This is a genomic window from Methylobacterium sp. J-072, from assembly GCF_022829425.1.
GTDB lineage: Bacteria > Pseudomonadota > Alphaproteobacteria > Rhizobiales > Beijerinckiaceae > Methylobacterium.
In genome coordinates, this window is record NZ_JAKSYK010000144.1 from 1 (window position 1) to 15,692 (window position 15,692).

General features: G+C 70.6%; 16 protein-coding genes. 7 read left to right on the forward strand and 9 right to left on the reverse strand.

What is annotated here, in order from left to right:
• The first annotated feature begins 169 nt into the window (after window positions 1-169).
• On the forward strand, window positions 170-892 hold the full coding sequence (locus tag MKK67_RS16125) for a formate dehydrogenase subunit gamma (protein ID WP_243966132.1): 723 nt from the start codon (window positions 170-172) through the stop codon (window positions 890-892).
• 3 nt (window positions 893-895) lie between these two features.
• The gene (gene fdhE / locus MKK67_RS16130; protein ID WP_243966135.1) at window positions 896-1,885 is read left to right on the forward strand and encodes a formate dehydrogenase accessory protein FdhE; all 990 of its coding nucleotides are present in this window, start codon (window positions 896-898) and stop codon (window positions 1,883-1,885) included.
• 258 nt (window positions 1,886-2,143) lie between these two features.
• On the opposite strand, the gene MKK67_RS16135 is transcribed toward fdhE, so the two are convergent.
• From MKK67_RS16135 to MKK67_RS16145, 3 genes are all read right to left on the reverse strand, one after another.
• On the reverse strand, window positions 2,144-2,488 hold the full coding sequence (locus MKK67_RS16135) for a hypothetical protein (protein WP_243966136.1): 345 nt from the start codon (window positions 2,486-2,488) through the stop codon (window positions 2,144-2,146).
• 318 nt (window positions 2,489-2,806) lie between these two features.
• A complete protein-coding gene (locus MKK67_RS16140) occupies window positions 2,807-3,292 on the reverse strand; it encodes an SRPBCC family protein (protein ID WP_243966137.1) in 486 nt (161 codons plus the stop codon).
• Between the two features lie 329 nt (window positions 3,293-3,621).
• Window positions 3,622-4,263, reverse strand: a complete 642-nt coding sequence (locus MKK67_RS16145; protein ID WP_243966138.1) for a L,D-transpeptidase — start codon at window positions 4,261-4,263, stop codon at window positions 3,622-3,624.
• A 218-nt stretch (window positions 4,264-4,481) separates the two neighbouring features.
• Between MKK67_RS16145 and MKK67_RS16150 the strand changes: the two genes are divergently transcribed.
• Window positions 4,482-5,771 carry an ArgE/DapE family deacylase gene (locus MKK67_RS16150; protein ID WP_243966139.1) on the forward strand — a complete coding sequence of 430 codons (1,290 nt, stop codon included), beginning with the start codon at window positions 4,482-4,484 and terminating at the stop codon, window positions 5,769-5,771.
• Between the two features lie 141 nt (window positions 5,772-5,912).
• Here MKK67_RS16150 and MKK67_RS16155 read toward each other — a convergent pair whose 3' ends face one another.
• Together MKK67_RS16155 and MKK67_RS16160 are read right to left on the reverse strand one after the other, a co-directional pair.
• Complete coding sequence (locus MKK67_RS16155; protein WP_243966140.1) at window positions 5,913-6,974, reverse strand: SDR family oxidoreductase; 1,062 nt, start codon at window positions 6,972-6,974, stop codon at window positions 5,913-5,915.
• A 435-nt stretch (window positions 6,975-7,409) separates the two neighbouring features.
• Window positions 7,410-8,744: an aspartate aminotransferase family protein gene (locus MKK67_RS16160; protein WP_243966141.1), complete on the reverse strand. Its 1,335-nt coding sequence runs from the start codon at window positions 8,742-8,744 to the stop codon at window positions 7,410-7,412.
• Between the two features lie 151 nt (window positions 8,745-8,895).
• Here MKK67_RS16160 and MKK67_RS16165 point away from each other — a divergent pair, with 151 nt between their 5' ends.
• The 3 genes from MKK67_RS16165 to MKK67_RS16175 all read left to right on the forward strand — a co-directional run bounded on the left by MKK67_RS16165 (window position 8,896) and on the right by MKK67_RS16175 (window position 10,452).
• Window positions 8,896-9,456, forward strand: a complete 561-nt coding sequence (locus MKK67_RS16165; protein ID WP_243966143.1) for a cupin domain-containing protein — start codon at window positions 8,896-8,898, stop codon at window positions 9,454-9,456.
• A gap of 7 nt (window positions 9,457-9,463) precedes the next feature.
• A complete protein-coding gene (locus MKK67_RS16170) occupies window positions 9,464-10,105 on the forward strand; it encodes an alpha/beta fold hydrolase (protein ID WP_243966144.1) in 642 nt (213 codons plus the stop codon).
• A 146-nt stretch (window positions 10,106-10,251) separates the two neighbouring features.
• On the forward strand, window positions 10,252-10,452 hold the full coding sequence (locus MKK67_RS16175) for a hypothetical protein (RefSeq protein WP_243966145.1): 201 nt from the start codon (window positions 10,252-10,254) through the stop codon (window positions 10,450-10,452).
• A 6-nt stretch (window positions 10,453-10,458) separates the two neighbouring features.
• Here the strand turns inward: MKK67_RS16175 and MKK67_RS16180 are convergent, their stop codons facing one another.
• The 3 genes from MKK67_RS16180 to MKK67_RS16190 all read right to left on the reverse strand — a co-directional run bounded on the left by MKK67_RS16180 (window position 10,459) and on the right by MKK67_RS16190 (window position 13,278).
• Window positions 10,459-11,328, reverse strand: a complete 870-nt coding sequence (locus MKK67_RS16180; protein WP_243966146.1) for an amidohydrolase family protein — start codon at window positions 11,326-11,328, stop codon at window positions 10,459-10,461.
• A gap of 2 nt (window positions 11,329-11,330) precedes the next feature.
• Entirely contained in the window at window positions 11,331-12,635 is a 1,305-nt protein-coding gene (locus tag MKK67_RS16185) for an MFS transporter (RefSeq protein WP_243966147.1), read from the reverse strand.
• 130 nt (window positions 12,636-12,765) lie between these two features.
• A complete protein-coding gene (locus MKK67_RS16190) occupies window positions 12,766-13,278 on the reverse strand; it encodes a hypothetical protein (RefSeq protein ID WP_243966148.1) in 513 nt (170 codons plus the stop codon).
• A gap of 222 nt (window positions 13,279-13,500) precedes the next feature.
• On the opposite strand from MKK67_RS16190, the gene MKK67_RS16195 reads away from it, so the two are divergent.
• A complete protein-coding gene (locus tag MKK67_RS16195) occupies window positions 13,501-14,256 on the forward strand; it encodes a phosphodiester glycosidase family protein (protein ID WP_243966149.1) in 756 nt (251 codons plus the stop codon).
• Between the two features lie 186 nt (window positions 14,257-14,442).
• On the opposite strand, the gene MKK67_RS16200 is transcribed toward MKK67_RS16195, so the two are convergent.
• Window positions 14,443-15,561, reverse strand: coding sequence for an NADH:flavin oxidoreductase/NADH oxidase (locus tag MKK67_RS16200; protein WP_243966151.1), 1,119 nt, complete (start codon window positions 15,559-15,561; stop codon window positions 14,443-14,445).
• Window positions 15,562-15,692: the final 131 nt, after the last annotated feature.

Sequence of the window (15,692 nt, forward strand, 5' to 3'; positions counted from 1 at the left end):
CCCTCCCCCGCAGAGGGGGGAGGGAGAGCGGGTGGCAGATCCCGATCGGGGGACTCCGACCCTGTGGCCGACACGGTGGAACCGGCATGGCCGGACCGCCCTACTATAATTCCAAGCCGGTCCCTTGCTGCGGCGCAGGGCCGGCGCCACGTCAGGCGCGAGAAGGCCGATGACGAGCCAGAACGATATCCGGGACGGGGATTCCCGCCCCCTGCATCACGCCAAGGGCGAAACGCCGGAGGTGATGTACGTCCCGCGCTACACCGGCGTTCAGCGCGTGAACCACTGGATCACCGCGATCCTGTTCACCCTGCTGACCCTCTCCGGCCTGGCGATGTTCACGCCCTACCTGTTCTCGCTGACCGGCCTGTTCGGCGGCGGGCAGGCGACGCGGGCGATCCATCCGTGGTTCGGCGTCGCCCTGGCGGTGAGCTTCTTCTTCCTGTTCGTGCGCTTCTGGCGGCTCAACATCCCCAACAAGGACGATGTCGCGTGGTCGATGAAGATCGGCGACGTGGTCACCAACCGGGAGGACCGCCTGCCCGAGCTCGGCAAGTACAATGCCGGCCAGAAGGGCGTGTTCTGGGGCCAGACCGCGCTGATCGGGGTGATGTTCGTCACCGGCCTGGTGATCTGGAACACCTATTTCGGCGGCCTCACCACGATCGAGACCCAGCGCTGGGCGCTGCTCGCCCACTCGCTCGCCGCCGCGATCGCCATCGCGATCATCGTGGTCCACATCTACGCCGGCATCTGGGTGCGCGGCACCGGCCGGGCGATGGTCCGCGGCACGGTCACGGGCGGCTGGGCCTACCGGCATCACCGCAAGTGGTTCCGGCAGATCGCCGGCGCCAAGGTGCGCCGGGGCTCGGTGGACAAGCGCGGATCCTGAGGCGTGGCCAATTTCTTTAGGCGGAAGCCCGCGGCTCCGGCCGAGACGACGCCCCCCGCTTCCGAGCCAAAACCCCGGCGGCGGGATTTCAGCGAGCTGAAGCCCGATCCCGACAAGATCGGGATCTCCGGCTCTGTGCCGTTCGTGCGGTTGCCCGATCCCGCAACGCTGTTCGCCGACCGGGCCGCACGCCTGACGGCCGCCGCCCCCGGGCATCCGCTGGAGGCCTATCTCCGGTTCGTCGCAGAGGTGGCCCGGGCGCAGGCGTCCGTGCAGACGGCCTTCCCGCCCGCCGAGGCGCCGGCCGTGTCCGACATGGCCCTGCGTGCCGAGCACGGCATGCCACCCCTGTCGCGGCACCGGCTGGAGGCGGATCCGGGCTTCGACGCCTGCCTCACCGCCCTGCTGCAACAGCTCGACCTGTCCGTGTCCCCGGAGGCATCCCAGGCGGCGCGGGCGAGCCTGCTGGCGGCCTCCCCGGCGGACCGACTCGATCTGGCGGTGCAGGTCGTGGAAGGCGGGCTGCCGATGGAGCGGATCGCCGAATGCGTGTTCGTGGCCGCGGCCCTGCAGGTCCGGTTCGCCCAGGACGCGGCGCGCCTCGATGCATCGGTCCTGAAGCCCGTGGCCGACGGCGTCTGCCCGTGCTGCTGCGGCGCGCCGGTGGCGAGCGTGGTGGTGAGCTGGACCCCCGCCGACAAGGCCCGGTACCTGAGCTGCTCGGTCTGCGGCACCCTGTGGAACCACGTCCGGATCCGCTGCACCGCCTGCGGCTCCGGCGAGGGCATCAGCTATTACGGACTCGACGAGGTGTCCAAGGACGTCCAGGTCGAGACCTGCACGACCTGCCACAGCTACATCAAGCACCTGCACCAGCACCGGGCGCCGGCGCTCGACCCGGTGGCGGACGACATCGCCTCCTACGGCCTCGACCTGAAGATCGCCGAGGACGGTTTTCGCCGTGCGGGCTTGAACTTGCTGTTCATCGTCTGAGAGCCGATTCGACCGGTCTTTCCCATCCTCACCCTCATCCTGAGGCGACGGAGCGAAGCGGAGGCCTCGAAGGAGCCCTCCAGGAATCGCGCGGCTGGCTGGAGGGCTCCTTCGAGGCTGCTACGCAGCACCTCAGGATGAGGGGAGGGATCAGGACAACCGTTGTCCGACCGAGGTCGCGACGTCAAACAGGCTCTCAGTCCCGGATCCACAAAATCCGGGATCGTGTGCGGGTGCAGGGCGGAGCCCTGCGAAGTCTCAACGATACCCGTACCGGCTCTTGGCGGAGGCCAGGAGGTGAAGCGCCTCGCCGGACTTGCCGGCGGCGCATGCCGCGGCGGCCTGGCTGAGGTCGGCGTTGAAGGTGTCGCCCACCGGCTTGTTGAGGTTGCCGGTCGCCACGTCGCTGTCGACGATGGCCTTCGTGCGCGCGATCTCCGGACCGCAGCCGCTGCCCGTGGGGAGAGTCAGGGGCGCCGGAACGATCGGCGAGGGCTCGGAGACCTTGGGCGCGGAACGCTGCTGACAGGCGCCCAGCGTCGCGGCGGCAAGAACGACGAGACTGAGGCGCATCGGGAGACGGGACGCGGGCACGGCGATCATCCTGTTGCGGCGCACCGGCTGCGCCGCCGGGGTTTTGAGCCGAGCTTGGCAGTGGGTCAATCACCCCGGCGGCATGCCTGCGCGCTGCGATGATCGCAGATCGCGTTCAGAATCATCTGTGGCCCGATGAGAGGCCCGGTCCAGACCTGAGACGCGCCCGCCCTCTCACCGGAGGACGCGGGTCCCCTCTCCCGTGCGGGAGAGGGACAGGGTGAGGGATCAGGACTTTCCGGAAGCGGCGTACCCCTCACCCCAACCCTCTCCCGCACGGGAGAGGGGGCGCGTCGAGCCCTGCACCGGCGCGGGCGCTTGAGCGCTCTACTTGGCCTTGTCCGCCAGCGCCTTCAGGCCCGAGTCGTAGATGCCCTGGATGGCGTCGACCGCCACGGTGTCGGGGGCGCCCTTGGCGTTGAAGGTGCCGCTCCAGGTCACCTTGGAGCCCGCGCCCTCGGGGGCGACCGCCAGCGTCGACTTGTAGTCGGCGACCGGCAGCGGGCCGTCCAGGATCGTGTAGGTGTAGCTCATCACCTTGTCGTCGCGGGAGACCTGCTCCTCCTTGAGGGTGCCGCCGCCCTTCAGGCTGAGCGTGCGGACCTTCAGGCCGTCCTTGTCGGACAGGACGCACTTTTCGATGGCCGGGTGCCAGTCGCCGATGCCGCAGAACTCGCCGATCGTCTGCCAGACCTTGGCCGGCGGCGCGGCGATGTCGGCCGAGCGTGTCACCTCCAGGGCATGGCCCGCCCCGGTGGAGGCGGCCAGCGCCAGGGCAGCGAGGGGCAGGGGCCGGCTGAAAGCGAAGGGCATCGGGGGGTCTCCATCCATATCGATCGCGGCGGGCGCCGCGCAGGCTCTAGGGGCCGCGCAGGAGCTAGGCCGGGATGCCCGCCGGGGCAATGGGCCGGGCGGACAGGGGTGGGCGGCCGCGCTCAGACGACGCGGTGGGTGGGGGAGCCGGCAACGCGGATCCCGAACGCTCCCCTCATCCTGAGGTGCCGGGCGATCGAAGATCGCTTGGCCTCGAAGGAGCGCTCCAGGGATCGCAGTGACGTCTGGAGGGCTCCTTCGAGGGCGCCGCTACGCGCCGCCGCCTCAGGATGAGGGCGTGGGTGGGAAGGACCGACCAGGCCGCTGCCCTACCACCCCTCCCCGACATCCACCTCGACCGGATAGCCATAGCCCGGCACCGGCGCGTAGGCCGGGCGCACGGCGGTGCGAGCGTAGGAGGCCGGGAGCGGGCGGCGGCCCATCTGGTCGAGATCGGCGAAGCTGTCATCCGGCGCGTCGAGATCGCGGCTCCGGGCGACCCGGCGGCTGCGCGTGCTGCGCTCGGCCACCAGGGCGTCGGCGCCCTCGATCTGGACGCGGGTCCGGTTCATCCCCTGGACCTTCACGAGGTTGAACAGGGTCGCGGCGTTGCGCACCGACAGGCGCACGCAGCCATGCGAGGCCGCGCGGCCGAGGCTGCGGACGTGGTTGGTGCCGTGGATCGCGTGGCCCTGATTGGTGAAGAACATCGCGAACGGCATGGGCGCGTCGTCCCACTCCTTCGAGAAGTGGGTGCGCTCCATCCGGAACGGCCGATAGGAGCCGGACGGGGTGTCGTAGGCCTCGACGCCCGTGGAGACCGGCCAGGTATAGCGCCGCTGCCCGTCGACCGAGACCTCCATCCGCTGGGCGGATTTGTCGACGCTGATGAGCACATCCGCCCGTGCCGCCGGCGACGCGGCGCCCCACAGGAGCAATCCGGACAGGACCGAGACCAGACCGATACGCATGCACGACCTCGATGGATGAGCAAAGACGGATTTCAGATAGGCTAAGCTATTGGCAACGCCAAGGTTCCTGGGCGTAAACCTGCGGACGCAGGGTTCGACTGCGTAGGCGGATCGGCGTTCGCAAGGGTGGCGCGCACGGCCTTCGGCACGGAAGATGCGGCCGTTGACAGGCGCCCCAGGCCGGGCGCCTCCTAACCCATCCCTGACCCGGAGATCCCATGGCTCTCGACCCCGCCCTCGCCGCCGAGATCGAAGCCTCCGTGGCCGAAGGCTTCGCCGACCAGGTGGCGCACACGCAGGACCTGGTCCGGTTCGCTTCGCTGCGCGGGGCCGAGCATGCCTGCCAGGATTACGTGTTCGGCGCGTTCCGGGCCCGGGGCTACGCCACCGAGCGCTTCGCCATGGACCGCGCCGCCATCGCGGCCCATCCGGGCGGCTCGAAGATCGACGAACGCCACTCGGACGCCCCGATCGTCGTCTGCCACCACCGCCCCCAGACCGAGACCGGGCGCTCGCTGATCCTGCAGGCCCATGTCGACGTGGTGCCGGTGGGTCCCCTCGACCTGTGGACGCATCCGCCCTTCGACCCGGTGATCGCGGGCGACTGGCTCTACGGCCGCGGCGGCGGCGACATGAAGGCCGGCCACGCCGCCAACCTGTTCGCCCTCGACGCGCTCGCCCGCCTCGGCCTCCAGCCCGCCGCCGCGGTGACGATCCAGTCGGTGGTCGAGGAGGAATCCACCGGCAACGGTGCGTTGGCCACCCATCTGCGCGGCTACCGGGCCGACGCCGTGCTGATCCCGGAGCCCGAGGACGAGAAGCTGGTGCGCGCCAATACCGGCGTGCTGTGGTTCACCGTCGAGGTGCGGGGCGTGCCGGTGCATGTCCGCGAGATGGGCGCCGGCGCCAACGCCATCGACGCCACCTACCGGGTGATCGGCGCCCTGCGGGACCTCGAGGCGCGCTGGAACGCCGAGAAATCCGAGCACCGCCACTTCGAGGCGGAGGACCACCCGATCAATCTCAATATCGGCCGGATCGAGGGCGGCGACTGGGCCTCCTCGGTTCCGGCCTGGTGCCGGATCGACTGCCGGGTCGCGCTCTATCCGGGCGTCCCGGCGGCCCGGGCCGCCGCCGAGATCGAGGCCGCGGTCGCGAACTTCGCCCGCACCGACCCGTTCCTCGGCAACAGCCCGCCGCGCGTGGCCTTCAACGGCTTCTTCGCCGAGGGCTACGTGCTGGAGGAGGGCTCCGAGGCGGAAGCCGTGCTCGGCCGCGCCCACGAACGGGCGATGGGCACCAAGCTGCAGAGCTTCATGTCGCCGAGCTACCTCGATGCGCGAGTGCACGCCCTCTACGACCGGGTGCCGGCCCTGTGCTACGGGCCGAGCGCCCAGAACATCCACGGCTTCGACGAGCGCGTGAGCCTCGCTTCAGTGAAGCGCTGCACCACCGCGATGGCGTTGTTCGTGGCTGAGTGGTGCGGGACCGAGCGGCGGCCGGGCTGAAGTTTTTGGACGTTGTTTTTTGAGGGACCTGGGTTCGGTCTTCCGTATGGGGCGCGTCGCGGCTCGCACAAGCTGATGTGAGACTATCTTAGCCCGTGCGGGAGAGGGACCCACGCCTCGACCGGCGATGGGTGCCTCAGATCAGGGAACCAGCCGATCCGCCCGGAGCCGGGTGAACAGGTCGTAGAACGCGTCGTCGGTGGGCTGGTAGGCCGTAAAGCCCAGGCGGCGGCTCTTGCTCATGTCGGTGACGACCTCGATCGGCCGGCCGAGATCGGCGTCGGTGTGCCAGGGCGAGGCCAGTTTTTCGAGGTCCGGCTCGGCTAGGTTATGGCGCTTGGCGATCTCGGCCCAGGCCGGACCGTCCTGCGCCATCCGCTCCTCCAGCGGCCGGACCGTGCCGTCGAACGGCACCGCCTCGATCCCGAACCAGTCGGCGATCCGGCCCCACATCCAGCTCCAACGGAAGACGTCGCCGTTGACGACGTTGAACGCTTCGTTGGCGGCCTTCGGCTCGGTAGAGGCCCAGAGCAGCTGGCGGGCGAGCAGCCTTGCGTCGGTCATGTCGGTGAGCCCGTTCCACTGGGCGGCCGAGCCCGGGAAGGTGAAGGGGCGCCCCAGCTCGCGGCACAGGGTGGCGTAGCAGGCCAGTGTCGTGCCCATGTTCATGGCGTTGCCGACCGCCTTGCCGATGATCGTGTGCGGGCGGTGCACGCTCCAGGTGAAGCCGTCCCGGGCGCTGGCATCGAACACCGCGTCCTCCTGGGCATAGTAAAAGTTCTCGATGTCGAGCCGGCCCTGGTCCTCGCGGAACGGCGTCTGCGGCAGGGTGCCTTTGCCATAGGCCTCGAACGGGCCGAGATAATGCTTCAGCCCGGTCACCAGGGCGACGTGGCGGACGCTCTTCTGCGGCCGCAGGGCGTCGAGCAGGTTCTCGATCATGGCCCGGTTGACCCGGATCATCTCGGCCTCGGTCGGGCGCCGCTGCCAGGTCGCCAAAAAGACGTGGCTCGGGGCGAGGCCGGCCAGCGCCGTCTCCAGGGAGGCCGGATCCTGCAGGTCGGCCACCACCGGCTCGACCCCGGCCAGATCCACCGGCTTGCGGGCGAGCCCCGCGACCCGCCAGCCTTCCTCGACGAGCAGCGCCCCGGTGGCGCTCCCGACGATCCCGCTGGCGCCGACGATCAGGGCGGTGTTCGACATGCACATCCTCTCGACCCGGCTCACATCCCGGTTGAGCGGCAGATGCGGCCGGCACCCACAGGCTTCAAGGCCGCACAGCGCCGCCCTCCCCCGCGCCGCGGGTATTGGCGGAGGCGATTGGTAGAGAAGCGTTCTCGTCGCTGGCCGCTTTTAGGATTGGACCGATCGTGCTCGTGGAGGACTCGGGCGCAGAGAGCTATTTCTTCTTTGAAGGATACGGGCATTGTACCGCTGTCCGAACATCCTCCTTGTCATCCCGGGGCCGCGAAGCGGAACCCGGGATCCATAACCGCCGACAGCGCAAGCACTTTCATCGTCGGCGGATCTGGATTCCGGGTTCGCCTTCGGCGCCCCGGAATGACAAAGCAGTTTATTGTGCCGCCAGAGCATCATCATCGATCGGTGTCATGATGCGCGTCCGCCAACCCCCAACCCTCACGCCACCCGGTCGATCGCCGCGCCCAGCACCTCGACGATCTCGCCGATCTGGCCGCGCTCCAGGATCAGCGGCGGCGACAGGGCGATGATGTCGCCGGTGACGCGGGTGAGCAGGCCGCGCGCGAAGCAATCCACGAACAGGTCGTAGGCGCGCTTGCCGGGGGCGTCGGGCCGGGGCGCAAGCTCGATGCCGGCGATCAGCCCGATGGTGCGGATGTCGATGACGTTCTTGCGCCCGCGCAGGTCGTGCATCGCCGCCGCCCAATCGTCGGCGAGGTCGGCGGCGCGGGTGAGCAGCCCCTCCTCCCGGTAGATGTCCAGCGTGGCGAGGCCGGCCGCGCAGGCCACCGGGTGGCCGGAATAGGTGTAGCCGTGGAACAGCTCGATCCCGTCCGGGCCGTTCATCAGCGCGTCGTGCACCGGGCGGCTGGCGAACACCGCACCCATCGGCACCGTGCCGTTGGTCAGGCCCTTGGCGCTGGTCACGAGGTCCGGCACCACGCCGAAATAGTCGGTGGCGAAGGGCGCGCCGAGGCGGCCGAAGCCGGAGATGACCTCGTCGAAGATCAGCAGGATGCCGTGCTTGGTGCAGAGCGCGCGCAGGCGCTCCAGGTAGCCCTTCGGCGGGATCAGCACGCCGGTGGAGCCGGCCACCGGCTCGACGATGCAGGCCGCGATGGTCTCGGCCCCATGGAGCGCCACCAGCTGCTCCAGATCGTCGGCGAGCTCCGCCCCGTGCTCGGGCTGGCCCTTCACGAAGGCGTTGCGGGCGGGGTCGTGGGTGTGGCGCAGGTGGTCGGTGCCGTTGAGCTGCGGGAAGACCCGGCGGTTCGACACGATGCCGCCCACCGACAGGCCGCCGAAGCCGACCCCGTGATAGCCGCGCTCCCGGCCGATCAGCCGGGTCCGGGTCCCCTGTCCGATCGCCCGCTGGTAGGCGAGCGCGATCTTGAGGGCGGTGTCGACCGATTCGGAGCCGGAATTGGTGAAGAACACCCGGTCGAGGCGGTTGTCCGGGCCGCCCGGGGCGATCTCGGCCAGCCGCTCGGCGAACTCGAAGGCGATCGGGTGGCCCATCTGGAAGGTCGGGGCGAAGTCGAGGGTGGCGAGCTGGCGCTCCACCGCCGCGCTGATCCCCCGGCGCCCGTGGCCGGCATTGACGCACCAGAGCCCGGCCGTGCCGTCCAGCACCGTGCGGCCGTCATCGGCCGTGTAGTGCATGCCCTCGGCGGCCACGAGCATGCGCGGCGCCGCCTTGAACTGGCGGTTGGCCGTGAACGGCATCCAGAAGGCGTCGAGGGACGGCGTGTTGCGTAAGGGATGATCGGTCATGGAGGGCGCTCCGGGGCGGCGATCGGTCCAGGGGACACCCTGGCGGATCGGGCAACAAGTCCTTTTCTGATCGCCGCCAAGCCCTTGCAGAATCGGGGCCGCGGGGGCCACCGTTGCAGGATCCTCAACACCTGAAACGGGTCTTCGGCGGATGAGCATCGATGTCGGCGAGCGCCTGCGCTTCGTGCGCGCCCGCCACGGCCTGTCGCAGCGGGCGTTGGCGAAGCGCGCCGGAGTGACCAACTCGGCGATCTCGCTGATCGAGGCCAACCGGGTGAACCCCTCGGTGGGCGCGCTGAAGCGCATCCTCGATGGGGTGCCGATCGGCATGGCCGAATTCTTCGCCCTCGAACCGGAGCCCGAGCGCAAGGCGTTCTTCGCCGCCCACGAACTCACCGAGATCGGCCGCAAGGCGACCAAGGGGGCGATCTCCTACGCCCAGGTCGGCGACAGCCTGTTCGGGCGCGCGCTCCAGCTCCTGAAGGAGCGCTACGAGCCCGGCGCCGATACCGGCCGGGTGCCGCTCTCCCACGAGGGCGAGGAGGGCGGCATCGTGCTGTCCGGGCGCCTGGAGGTCACGGTCGGCGAGGAGCGGCGCATCCTCGGCCCCGGCGACGCCTACAGCTTCGACAGCCGCCGCCCGCACCGGTTCCGCTGCGTCGGACCCAACCCGTGCGAGGTGGTGAGCGCCTGCACGCCGCCGAGTTTTTAGAGCCCCGATGCCGGGCGACAGCGTCATCCTCCTGCACGGCCTCGGCCGGACAGGCGCCTCGCTCGCGCGGATGCGGGCGGCGCTGACGGCGTCGGGCTACCGGGCGGTAGCGCTCGACTATCCCTCGACCCGCCAGGCCCTGCCGGACCTCGCGGCCTCGCTCGGCCCCCACGTCGCCGCGATCGCGCGCGCGACCCCGGGCGAGGTGCACTTCGTCGGGCACTCGATGGGCGGCCTCCTCGCCCGGGCGCTGATCGCGCAGGCGCGACCGGAGCGGCTCGGCCGGCTGGTCATGCTCGGGCCGCCCAATCGCGGCAGCGAGATCGCGGACCGGCTGGGCCATCTCCGGCTCTACCGCCGGGTCTTCGGGCCGGCGGGGCTCATGCTCGGAACAAGCAGCGTCCCGACCTGGCCCGAGCCGGATTACGCGATCGGCGTCATCGCCGGCACCCGCACGATCGACCCGGTCGGCTGGCTGATGCTGCCCCGGCCCAATGACGGGCGGGTCAGCGTGGCCGCGACCCGGATCCCGGGTCTGCGGGGGCATCTGGTCCTGCCGGTGAGCCACGCGCTGATGATGAATCATCCGACCGTGATCGCGCAGACTTTGCGGTTCCTGGCGACCGGAGCTTTTGCGGGCGGCGGGTGACGTCGGAATGCGGCTATCCCATCCTCGGCCTCAGGATGGGGGGATTGGTCGGAAATCCTCGATCATGACCGGGCCGGCCGGTTTCCCTTCAAAAGCGGCGGATCCGGCTAACGTCGGGTTCAGAGGAGGCCGGCTAGGAGGGGCGCATGAGCTCTCTTGCCGCCACCGCCACACATCTGCTGGCCACGTCCCAGAACCAGTCGATCGGCATCGCCGCGGCGCGCCAGCAGATCGCCTCCGAGAAGGCTGTCGCCGGGCTCGTGGCGGAGAGCGCGACCCAGGGGGCCGCCGCCTCCGGTCCCCCGGCGCCTCCCGGCCAGGGCCGGCGCGTCGACCTACGCGTTTAAAAAAACCTAGCCGAAGCCGTAGAGGCGGCGCGGGTTGTCGACGAAGAGCCGGCGGCGCCGGTCCTCGTCCGGCACCCAGTCCGCCATCAGGTCGAGGAGGTCGGCCAGACGCGGCGGCCCGTCCCAGGCGGCCACGTGCGGCCAGTCCGAGCCCCAGACGCAGCGCTCCGGAGCGGCGTCGTTGAGGGCGCGGGCGAAGGGGATCGTGTCGGCGTAGGGCGGCCCAGTGACCGAATCCCGGAAGGCGCCCGAGAGCTTCACCCAATGGCCGTCGCGCACGAGGCCGAGCAGGGCCTGGAAGCCCGGATGCTCCACCCCGGCCGAGGCCGGCATGTGGCCCATATGGTCGAACACCAGGGGCACCGGCAGCCGCGATAGGCGCCCGGCGATGGGCGGCAGGTCGCGGGCGTCGAGCAGGAACTGGAGGTGCCAGCCCATCTCGCGGGCGAGCGCGCCGTAGCTCTCGACCGCATCGAAGCCGATCCCGCCGCCGAACAGCACGTTGAGGCGCAGGCCCACCACCCCGGCCTCCTTCAGGGCCGCGAGTTCCGCGTCGGGCAGGCCCAGCGGGATCACCGCGATGCCGCGCAGGCGCTGCCGGTTGGCCCGGAGTGTCTCCACCATCAGCCGGTTGTCGGTGCCGTGGACGCTGACCTGGACCAGCACGCCGTTGGCCATGCCGGTGGCGTCGAGCATCGCGAGATACCGGTCCGCCGGGGCGGCCGGGGGCGTGTAGCTGCGGTCGGCCACCAGCGGATAGGCCGGCGGCAGGCCGATCACGTGGGCGTGGGTGTCGACCGCGCCGGCCGGCACCCGGTAGCGGGTCGGGCCGCCGGGCTGCGGATCCGGGGCGGGGCAGTCTCGGATCTCGGCCATGGTCAGGTATCCGCGTGCAGGACCCGGCCGCGGGTCTCGGGCAACGCGAAGGCCGCCAGGAAGAAGATCCCGTAGGCGATGGCCGCGAAGATCGCGATGGCCGAGGCGAGGCCGGCGCGCTCGGCCAGGAAGCCGACCAGCGCCGGGAACAGGGCGCCGACGCCCCGGCCGAAATTGTAGCAGAACCCCTGCCCCGAGCCGCGCAGGCGCGTCGGGTAGAGCTCGGTCAGGAAGGCGCCCATCCCGGAGAAGTAGCCCGAGGCGAAGAAGCCGAGCGGGAAGCCCAGCACCCAGAGCACGCCGTTCGAGAGCGGGATCTGCGTGTAGGCGATCACCACGGCGATCGCGCCCAGGGAAAAAATCAGGAACAGCGGGCGTCGGCCGAGCCGGTCCGCCACCCAGGCGCCGACCAGGTAGCCGGTGAACGAGCCGATGATCAAAGCCGCGAGGTAGCCCGTGGAGGAGACCACCGACAGGCCGCGCTCGGTGGTGAGGAAGCGCGGCACCCAGGTGGTGATCGCGTAATAGCCGCCCTGGCAGCCCGCCGCCGCCAGTGAGGCGAGCAGCGTGGTCTTGAGGATCTGCCCGGAAAAGATCTCCCAGATCTTCGGCCGGTCGCCGGTGGCGATGGCCCGGGCGCGGGTCTCCGCGGCGACCTGCGGCTCCTGGACGTAGCGGCGCAGGTAGAACACCAGCAGGGCCGGCAGCGCGCCGATCGCGAACATCCAGCGCCAGGCGATCTCGGGGGGCAGCAGCGAGAAGGTCACCGCCTGGGCGAGCACGGCCATGCCCCAGCCGATCGCCCAGCCGGACTGGACCGAGCCGACGGCGCGGCCGCGATACTCGGCCCGGATGGTCTCGCCGATCAGAACGGCGCCGGCCGCCCACTCGCCGCCGAAGCCCAGCCCCAGGATCGCCCGGGCGACGAGCAGCTGCTCGAAATTCTGCACGAAGGCGCAGAGCAGCGAGAACACCGAGAACCACAGGATGGTGATCTGGAGGGTGAGCACCCGGCCGATCCGGTCGGCGACGAAGCCGGCGAGCCAGCCGCCCAGGGCCGAGGCCAGCAGCGTCACCGTGGCGGCGAGCCCGGCCGTGCCGGCATCGACGTGCCACAGGGCCATGATCGTCCCGATCACCAGCGGGTAGATCATGAAGTCCATGCCGTCGAGGCACCAGCCGGCGGCGCAGGCCCAGAAGGTGTGCCGCTCCGGCGGCGTCATGGATCGATAGAAAGCCGTCAGGCTGGCGTCGCGGATTTCCACCGCCTCCACGCCCGTATTCACCGCCCCGGCTTCCGTACGCATGACACGCTCCCACTCGCGGGGGCCAGTATCGGCGCCCATGGCCGAGCTTTGCAACCGTAAGGAGGCGTCACGCAAGGAAAAGGCCGCCCAGAGGCGGCCTTTCCGACTATGGCAGTTCGGTCGATGCCGCTCAGTAGCAGCGCTCGACCAGAACCCGACGGTAACCGTAGGGCGTCCAGCGGGTCCGCGGGACCGTGTAGCAGCCACCGCCGCCGCCGTAGCCGTAATCGCCACCATAGCCGTAGCCGACCGGGGCGTAGCCGCCGCCATAGCCGTAACCGTAGCCCGGATAGCCGTAGCCACCGTAGCCGCCATAGAGGCCGCCGGCCGCCAAGCCGAGCCCGACGCCGAGACCCAGGCCGCCGAGGCCGTAGCCGTAGCCGCCGCGGTAGCCGTAGCCGCGGCCGTAGAAGCCGCGTCCGTAGCCGCCCCGGAAGCCGGCGCCCCGGAAGCCGCCGCCGAAGCCACCGCCCCGGAAACCGCCGAACCCGCCGCCCCGGAACCCGCCGCCGCCGAAGCCACCACCGTGGAACCCGCCGCCATGGAATCCGCCACCGCCGAAGCCGCGCGCATCCGCGCTGGCCGGCATCAGCACCAGGGCACCCGCCGCCAGCATGGCCGAGCCGAGCACTGCACCCTTCATCGTATCTCTCCGTCGAAAATACCGCCCTCGTGGTCCAGAAACGTCCGAATATGGAAAACAGTTCAGCTCCCGCCCGCGGCGCGCCGCCGCTGCCTTGGCGTGCAAGCCTGGCACCATCCTGGGCGCCGAAGGTGGGGTTCCGGACACCAAAATCGCCGTTTTCCCGGGCGAGAGGCGCCGCGTCCGCCCGCGTCCCCGCCTGCGGGCCTCACGGAACCACCGATGACGAAGCGCCCGGTTCACGCTCTGTTGATCGCGCTCCTGGCGCTGACCGTCCTCGCCCGGGGCACCGTGGCGGCGCCGGCCGCGCCCGATCTCTGCCGTGCCGTCCAGGCGCAGGGCGAGAGCTTCACGGTCTGCACCATCGACCTGCGGCGGCAGCGGCTGCGGCTGTTCTGGCTGCAGGAGGACGGCCGGCCCTACGGCGGACTGGGGACCCTGGCCGAGAAGCAGGGCGGTCGGCTCGGCTTCGCGATGAATGCCGGCATGTACGACAAGGACCAGGCGCCGGTGGGCCTCTATGTCGAGGACGGGCGCGAGATGAAGCGCGTCTCCACCGCGGACGGGCCGGGCAACTTTCACCTCAAGCCCAACGGCGTGTTCTGGATGAAGGGCGACAAGGCCGGCGTGCTCGACACCGGCCATTACCTGCGGGCGAAGATCCGGCCGGACTTCGCCACGCAATCCGGCCCGATGCTGGTGATCGACGGCCAGATCCACCCCAAAATCTCGACGGACGGGCCGAGCCAGAAGATCCGCAACGGCGTCGGGGTGCAGGAGGACGGGCGCGTGGCGGTGTTCGCCATCTCCGAGCGCCCGGTGACCTTCGGGGCCTTCGCCCGGCTGTTCCGGGACGACCTCGGCTGCCGCGACGCCCTGTTCCTCGACGGCACGGTGTCGAGCCTCTACGCGCCGAATCTCGGTCGCTCGGACATCAGCCGCCCGCTGGGGCCGCTGGTCGGGGCGATGGCGCGGTAGGCGTAAACCCCCCGTCATTCCGGGGCCGCGAAGCGGAGCCCGGACCCGAAGGGGCCGCCAGAGGCGGCAATCCAGAACCGCCGACGGTGCAATATCTGGAACTGACAGCGGTTCTGGATTCCGGGCTCGCCTGCGGCGCCCCGGAATGACAGGGTGGATTGTGAGACGTTGCAGACCTCGCAAATCTCACCGCTGCCCGAACGCCGTGTCCTTGAACAGGTCCTTGTACTCCCGCGGCTGCGAGCGCCAGTACTGCTTGGGCGCCCGCACCTGGGCGCCGAGTTCGGCCGCCGCGTGCCAGGGCCAGCGGGGATCGTACAGCATGGCCCGGGCGAGCGAGATCGCGTCGGCCTTGCCCTCGGCCAGGATCGTCTCCGCCTGCTGCGCCTCGGTGATCAGGCCGACCGCGATGGTGGTCAGCCCGGTCTCGGCCTTGATCCGCTCGGCATAGGGCACCTGGTAGCCCGGCCCGAGCTTGATCGCCTGCTTGGGCGAGACGCCGCCCGTGGAGACATGGAGCGCGGGCGAGCCGGCCCGCTTGAGCGCCTGGCCCAGGGCTACGGTCTCGTCGAGATCCCAGCCGTCCTCGACCCAGTCGGTGGCCGAGACCCGCAGCCAGACCGGGCTGCCCGCCGGCACGACCGCGCGCACGGCGTCGTAGACTTCCAGCGGGAAACGCATCCGGTTCTCGAGGCTGCCGCCATATTGGTCGGTGCGCTTGTTGGCGATCGGCGACAGGAACTGGTGCAGCAGGTAGCCGTGGGCGCCGTGCAACTCCACGGCCTCGATCCCGAGCCGCACGGCGCGCTTGGCCGTGGCGACGAACTGGTCGCGGACGCGCTTCAGGTCGGCGGCGTCGAGGGCGTGGGGGGGCACCTCGGCCTCGCCGTGGGGGACCGCGGAGGGCGCCTCCGTGCGCCAGCCATAGGGATGCTCCGGCGGGATCTGCTGGCCGCCCTCCCAGGGCACCTGGCTCGACGCCTTGCGGCCGGCATGGGCGATCTGGATGCAGATCGGGATCGGCGCGTATTCGCGCACCGCCTCCAGCACCCGGCCGAGCGCCCGCTCGCTTCCGTCCGAGTACAGTCCGAGATCCCAGGCGGTGATCCGCGCCTCGGGGGAGACCGCCGTGGCCTCCAGGGTCAGCAGGCCGGCGCCCGACTGGGCGAGCTGGCCGAGATGGATCATGTGCCAGTCGGTGGCCTCGCCGTCCCGGGCCGAATACTGGCACATCGGCGCGATCAGGATGCGGTTCTCCAGGGTGAGACCATCGAGGGCGAGCGGTTCGAACAGGCGGGCGGTCATGGGCGGCTCCGGTGCGGGCCGAGCCTATGTGGTGCAGCGCCGCAACCGAGGCCAGCGCCCGCATGTGCGGAAGCCCACACGCCATGCAGGCGGCGCAGGACCCGTCGGGAACCGACCGCCCGTTCGTTAAC

What these genes read in the sequence shown, in the direction of transcription:
- MKK67_RS16140 (WP_243966137.1), bottom strand. Translation starts at nt 3,292, where the DNA reads ATGCCCTTCGCTTTCAGCCGGCCCCTGCCCCTCGCTGCCCTGGCGCTG.
- MKK67_RS16150 (WP_243966139.1), top strand. Translation starts at nt 4,482, where the DNA reads ATGGCTCTCGACCCCGCCCTCGCCGCCGAGATCGAAGCCTCCGTGGCC.
- MKK67_RS16175 (WP_243966145.1), top strand. Translation starts at nt 10,252, where the DNA reads ATGAGCTCTCTTGCCGCCACCGCCACACATCTGCTGGCCACGTCCCAG.
- MKK67_RS16145 (WP_243966138.1), bottom strand. Translation starts at nt 4,263, where the DNA reads ATGCGTATCGGTCTGGTCTCGGTCCTGTCCGGATTGCTCCTGTGGGGC.
- MKK67_RS16185 (WP_243966147.1), bottom strand. Translation starts at nt 12,635, where the DNA reads ATGCGTACGGAAGCCGGGGCGGTGAATACGGGCGTGGAGGCGGTGGAA.
- MKK67_RS16180 (WP_243966146.1), bottom strand. Translation starts at nt 11,328, where the DNA reads ATGGCCGAGATCCGAGACTGCCCCGCCCCGGATCCGCAGCCCGGCGGC.
- MKK67_RS16195 (WP_243966149.1), top strand. Translation starts at nt 13,501, where the DNA reads ATGACGAAGCGCCCGGTTCACGCTCTGTTGATCGCGCTCCTGGCGCTG.
- MKK67_RS16155 (WP_243966140.1), bottom strand. Translation starts at nt 6,974, where the DNA reads ATGTCGAACACCGCCCTGATCGTCGGCGCCAGCGGGATCGTCGGGAGC.
- MKK67_RS16190 (WP_243966148.1), bottom strand. Translation starts at nt 13,278, where the DNA reads ATGAAGGGTGCAGTGCTCGGCTCGGCCATGCTGGCGGCGGGTGCCCTG.
- MKK67_RS16135 (WP_243966136.1), bottom strand. Translation starts at nt 2,488, where the DNA reads ATGATCGCCGTGCCCGCGTCCCGTCTCCCGATGCGCCTCAGTCTCGTC.
- MKK67_RS16170 (WP_243966144.1), top strand. Translation starts at nt 9,464, where the DNA reads ATGCCGGGCGACAGCGTCATCCTCCTGCACGGCCTCGGCCGGACAGGC.
- MKK67_RS16165 (WP_243966143.1), top strand. Translation starts at nt 8,896, where the DNA reads ATGAGCATCGATGTCGGCGAGCGCCTGCGCTTCGTGCGCGCCCGCCAC.
- MKK67_RS16160 (WP_243966141.1), bottom strand. Translation starts at nt 8,744, where the DNA reads ATGACCGATCATCCCTTACGCAACACGCCGTCCCTCGACGCCTTCTGG.
- MKK67_RS16125 (WP_243966132.1), top strand. Translation starts at nt 170, where the DNA reads ATGACGAGCCAGAACGATATCCGGGACGGGGATTCCCGCCCCCTGCAT.
- MKK67_RS16200 (WP_243966151.1), bottom strand. Translation starts at nt 15,561, where the DNA reads ATGACCGCCCGCCTGTTCGAACCGCTCGCCCTCGATGGTCTCACCCTG.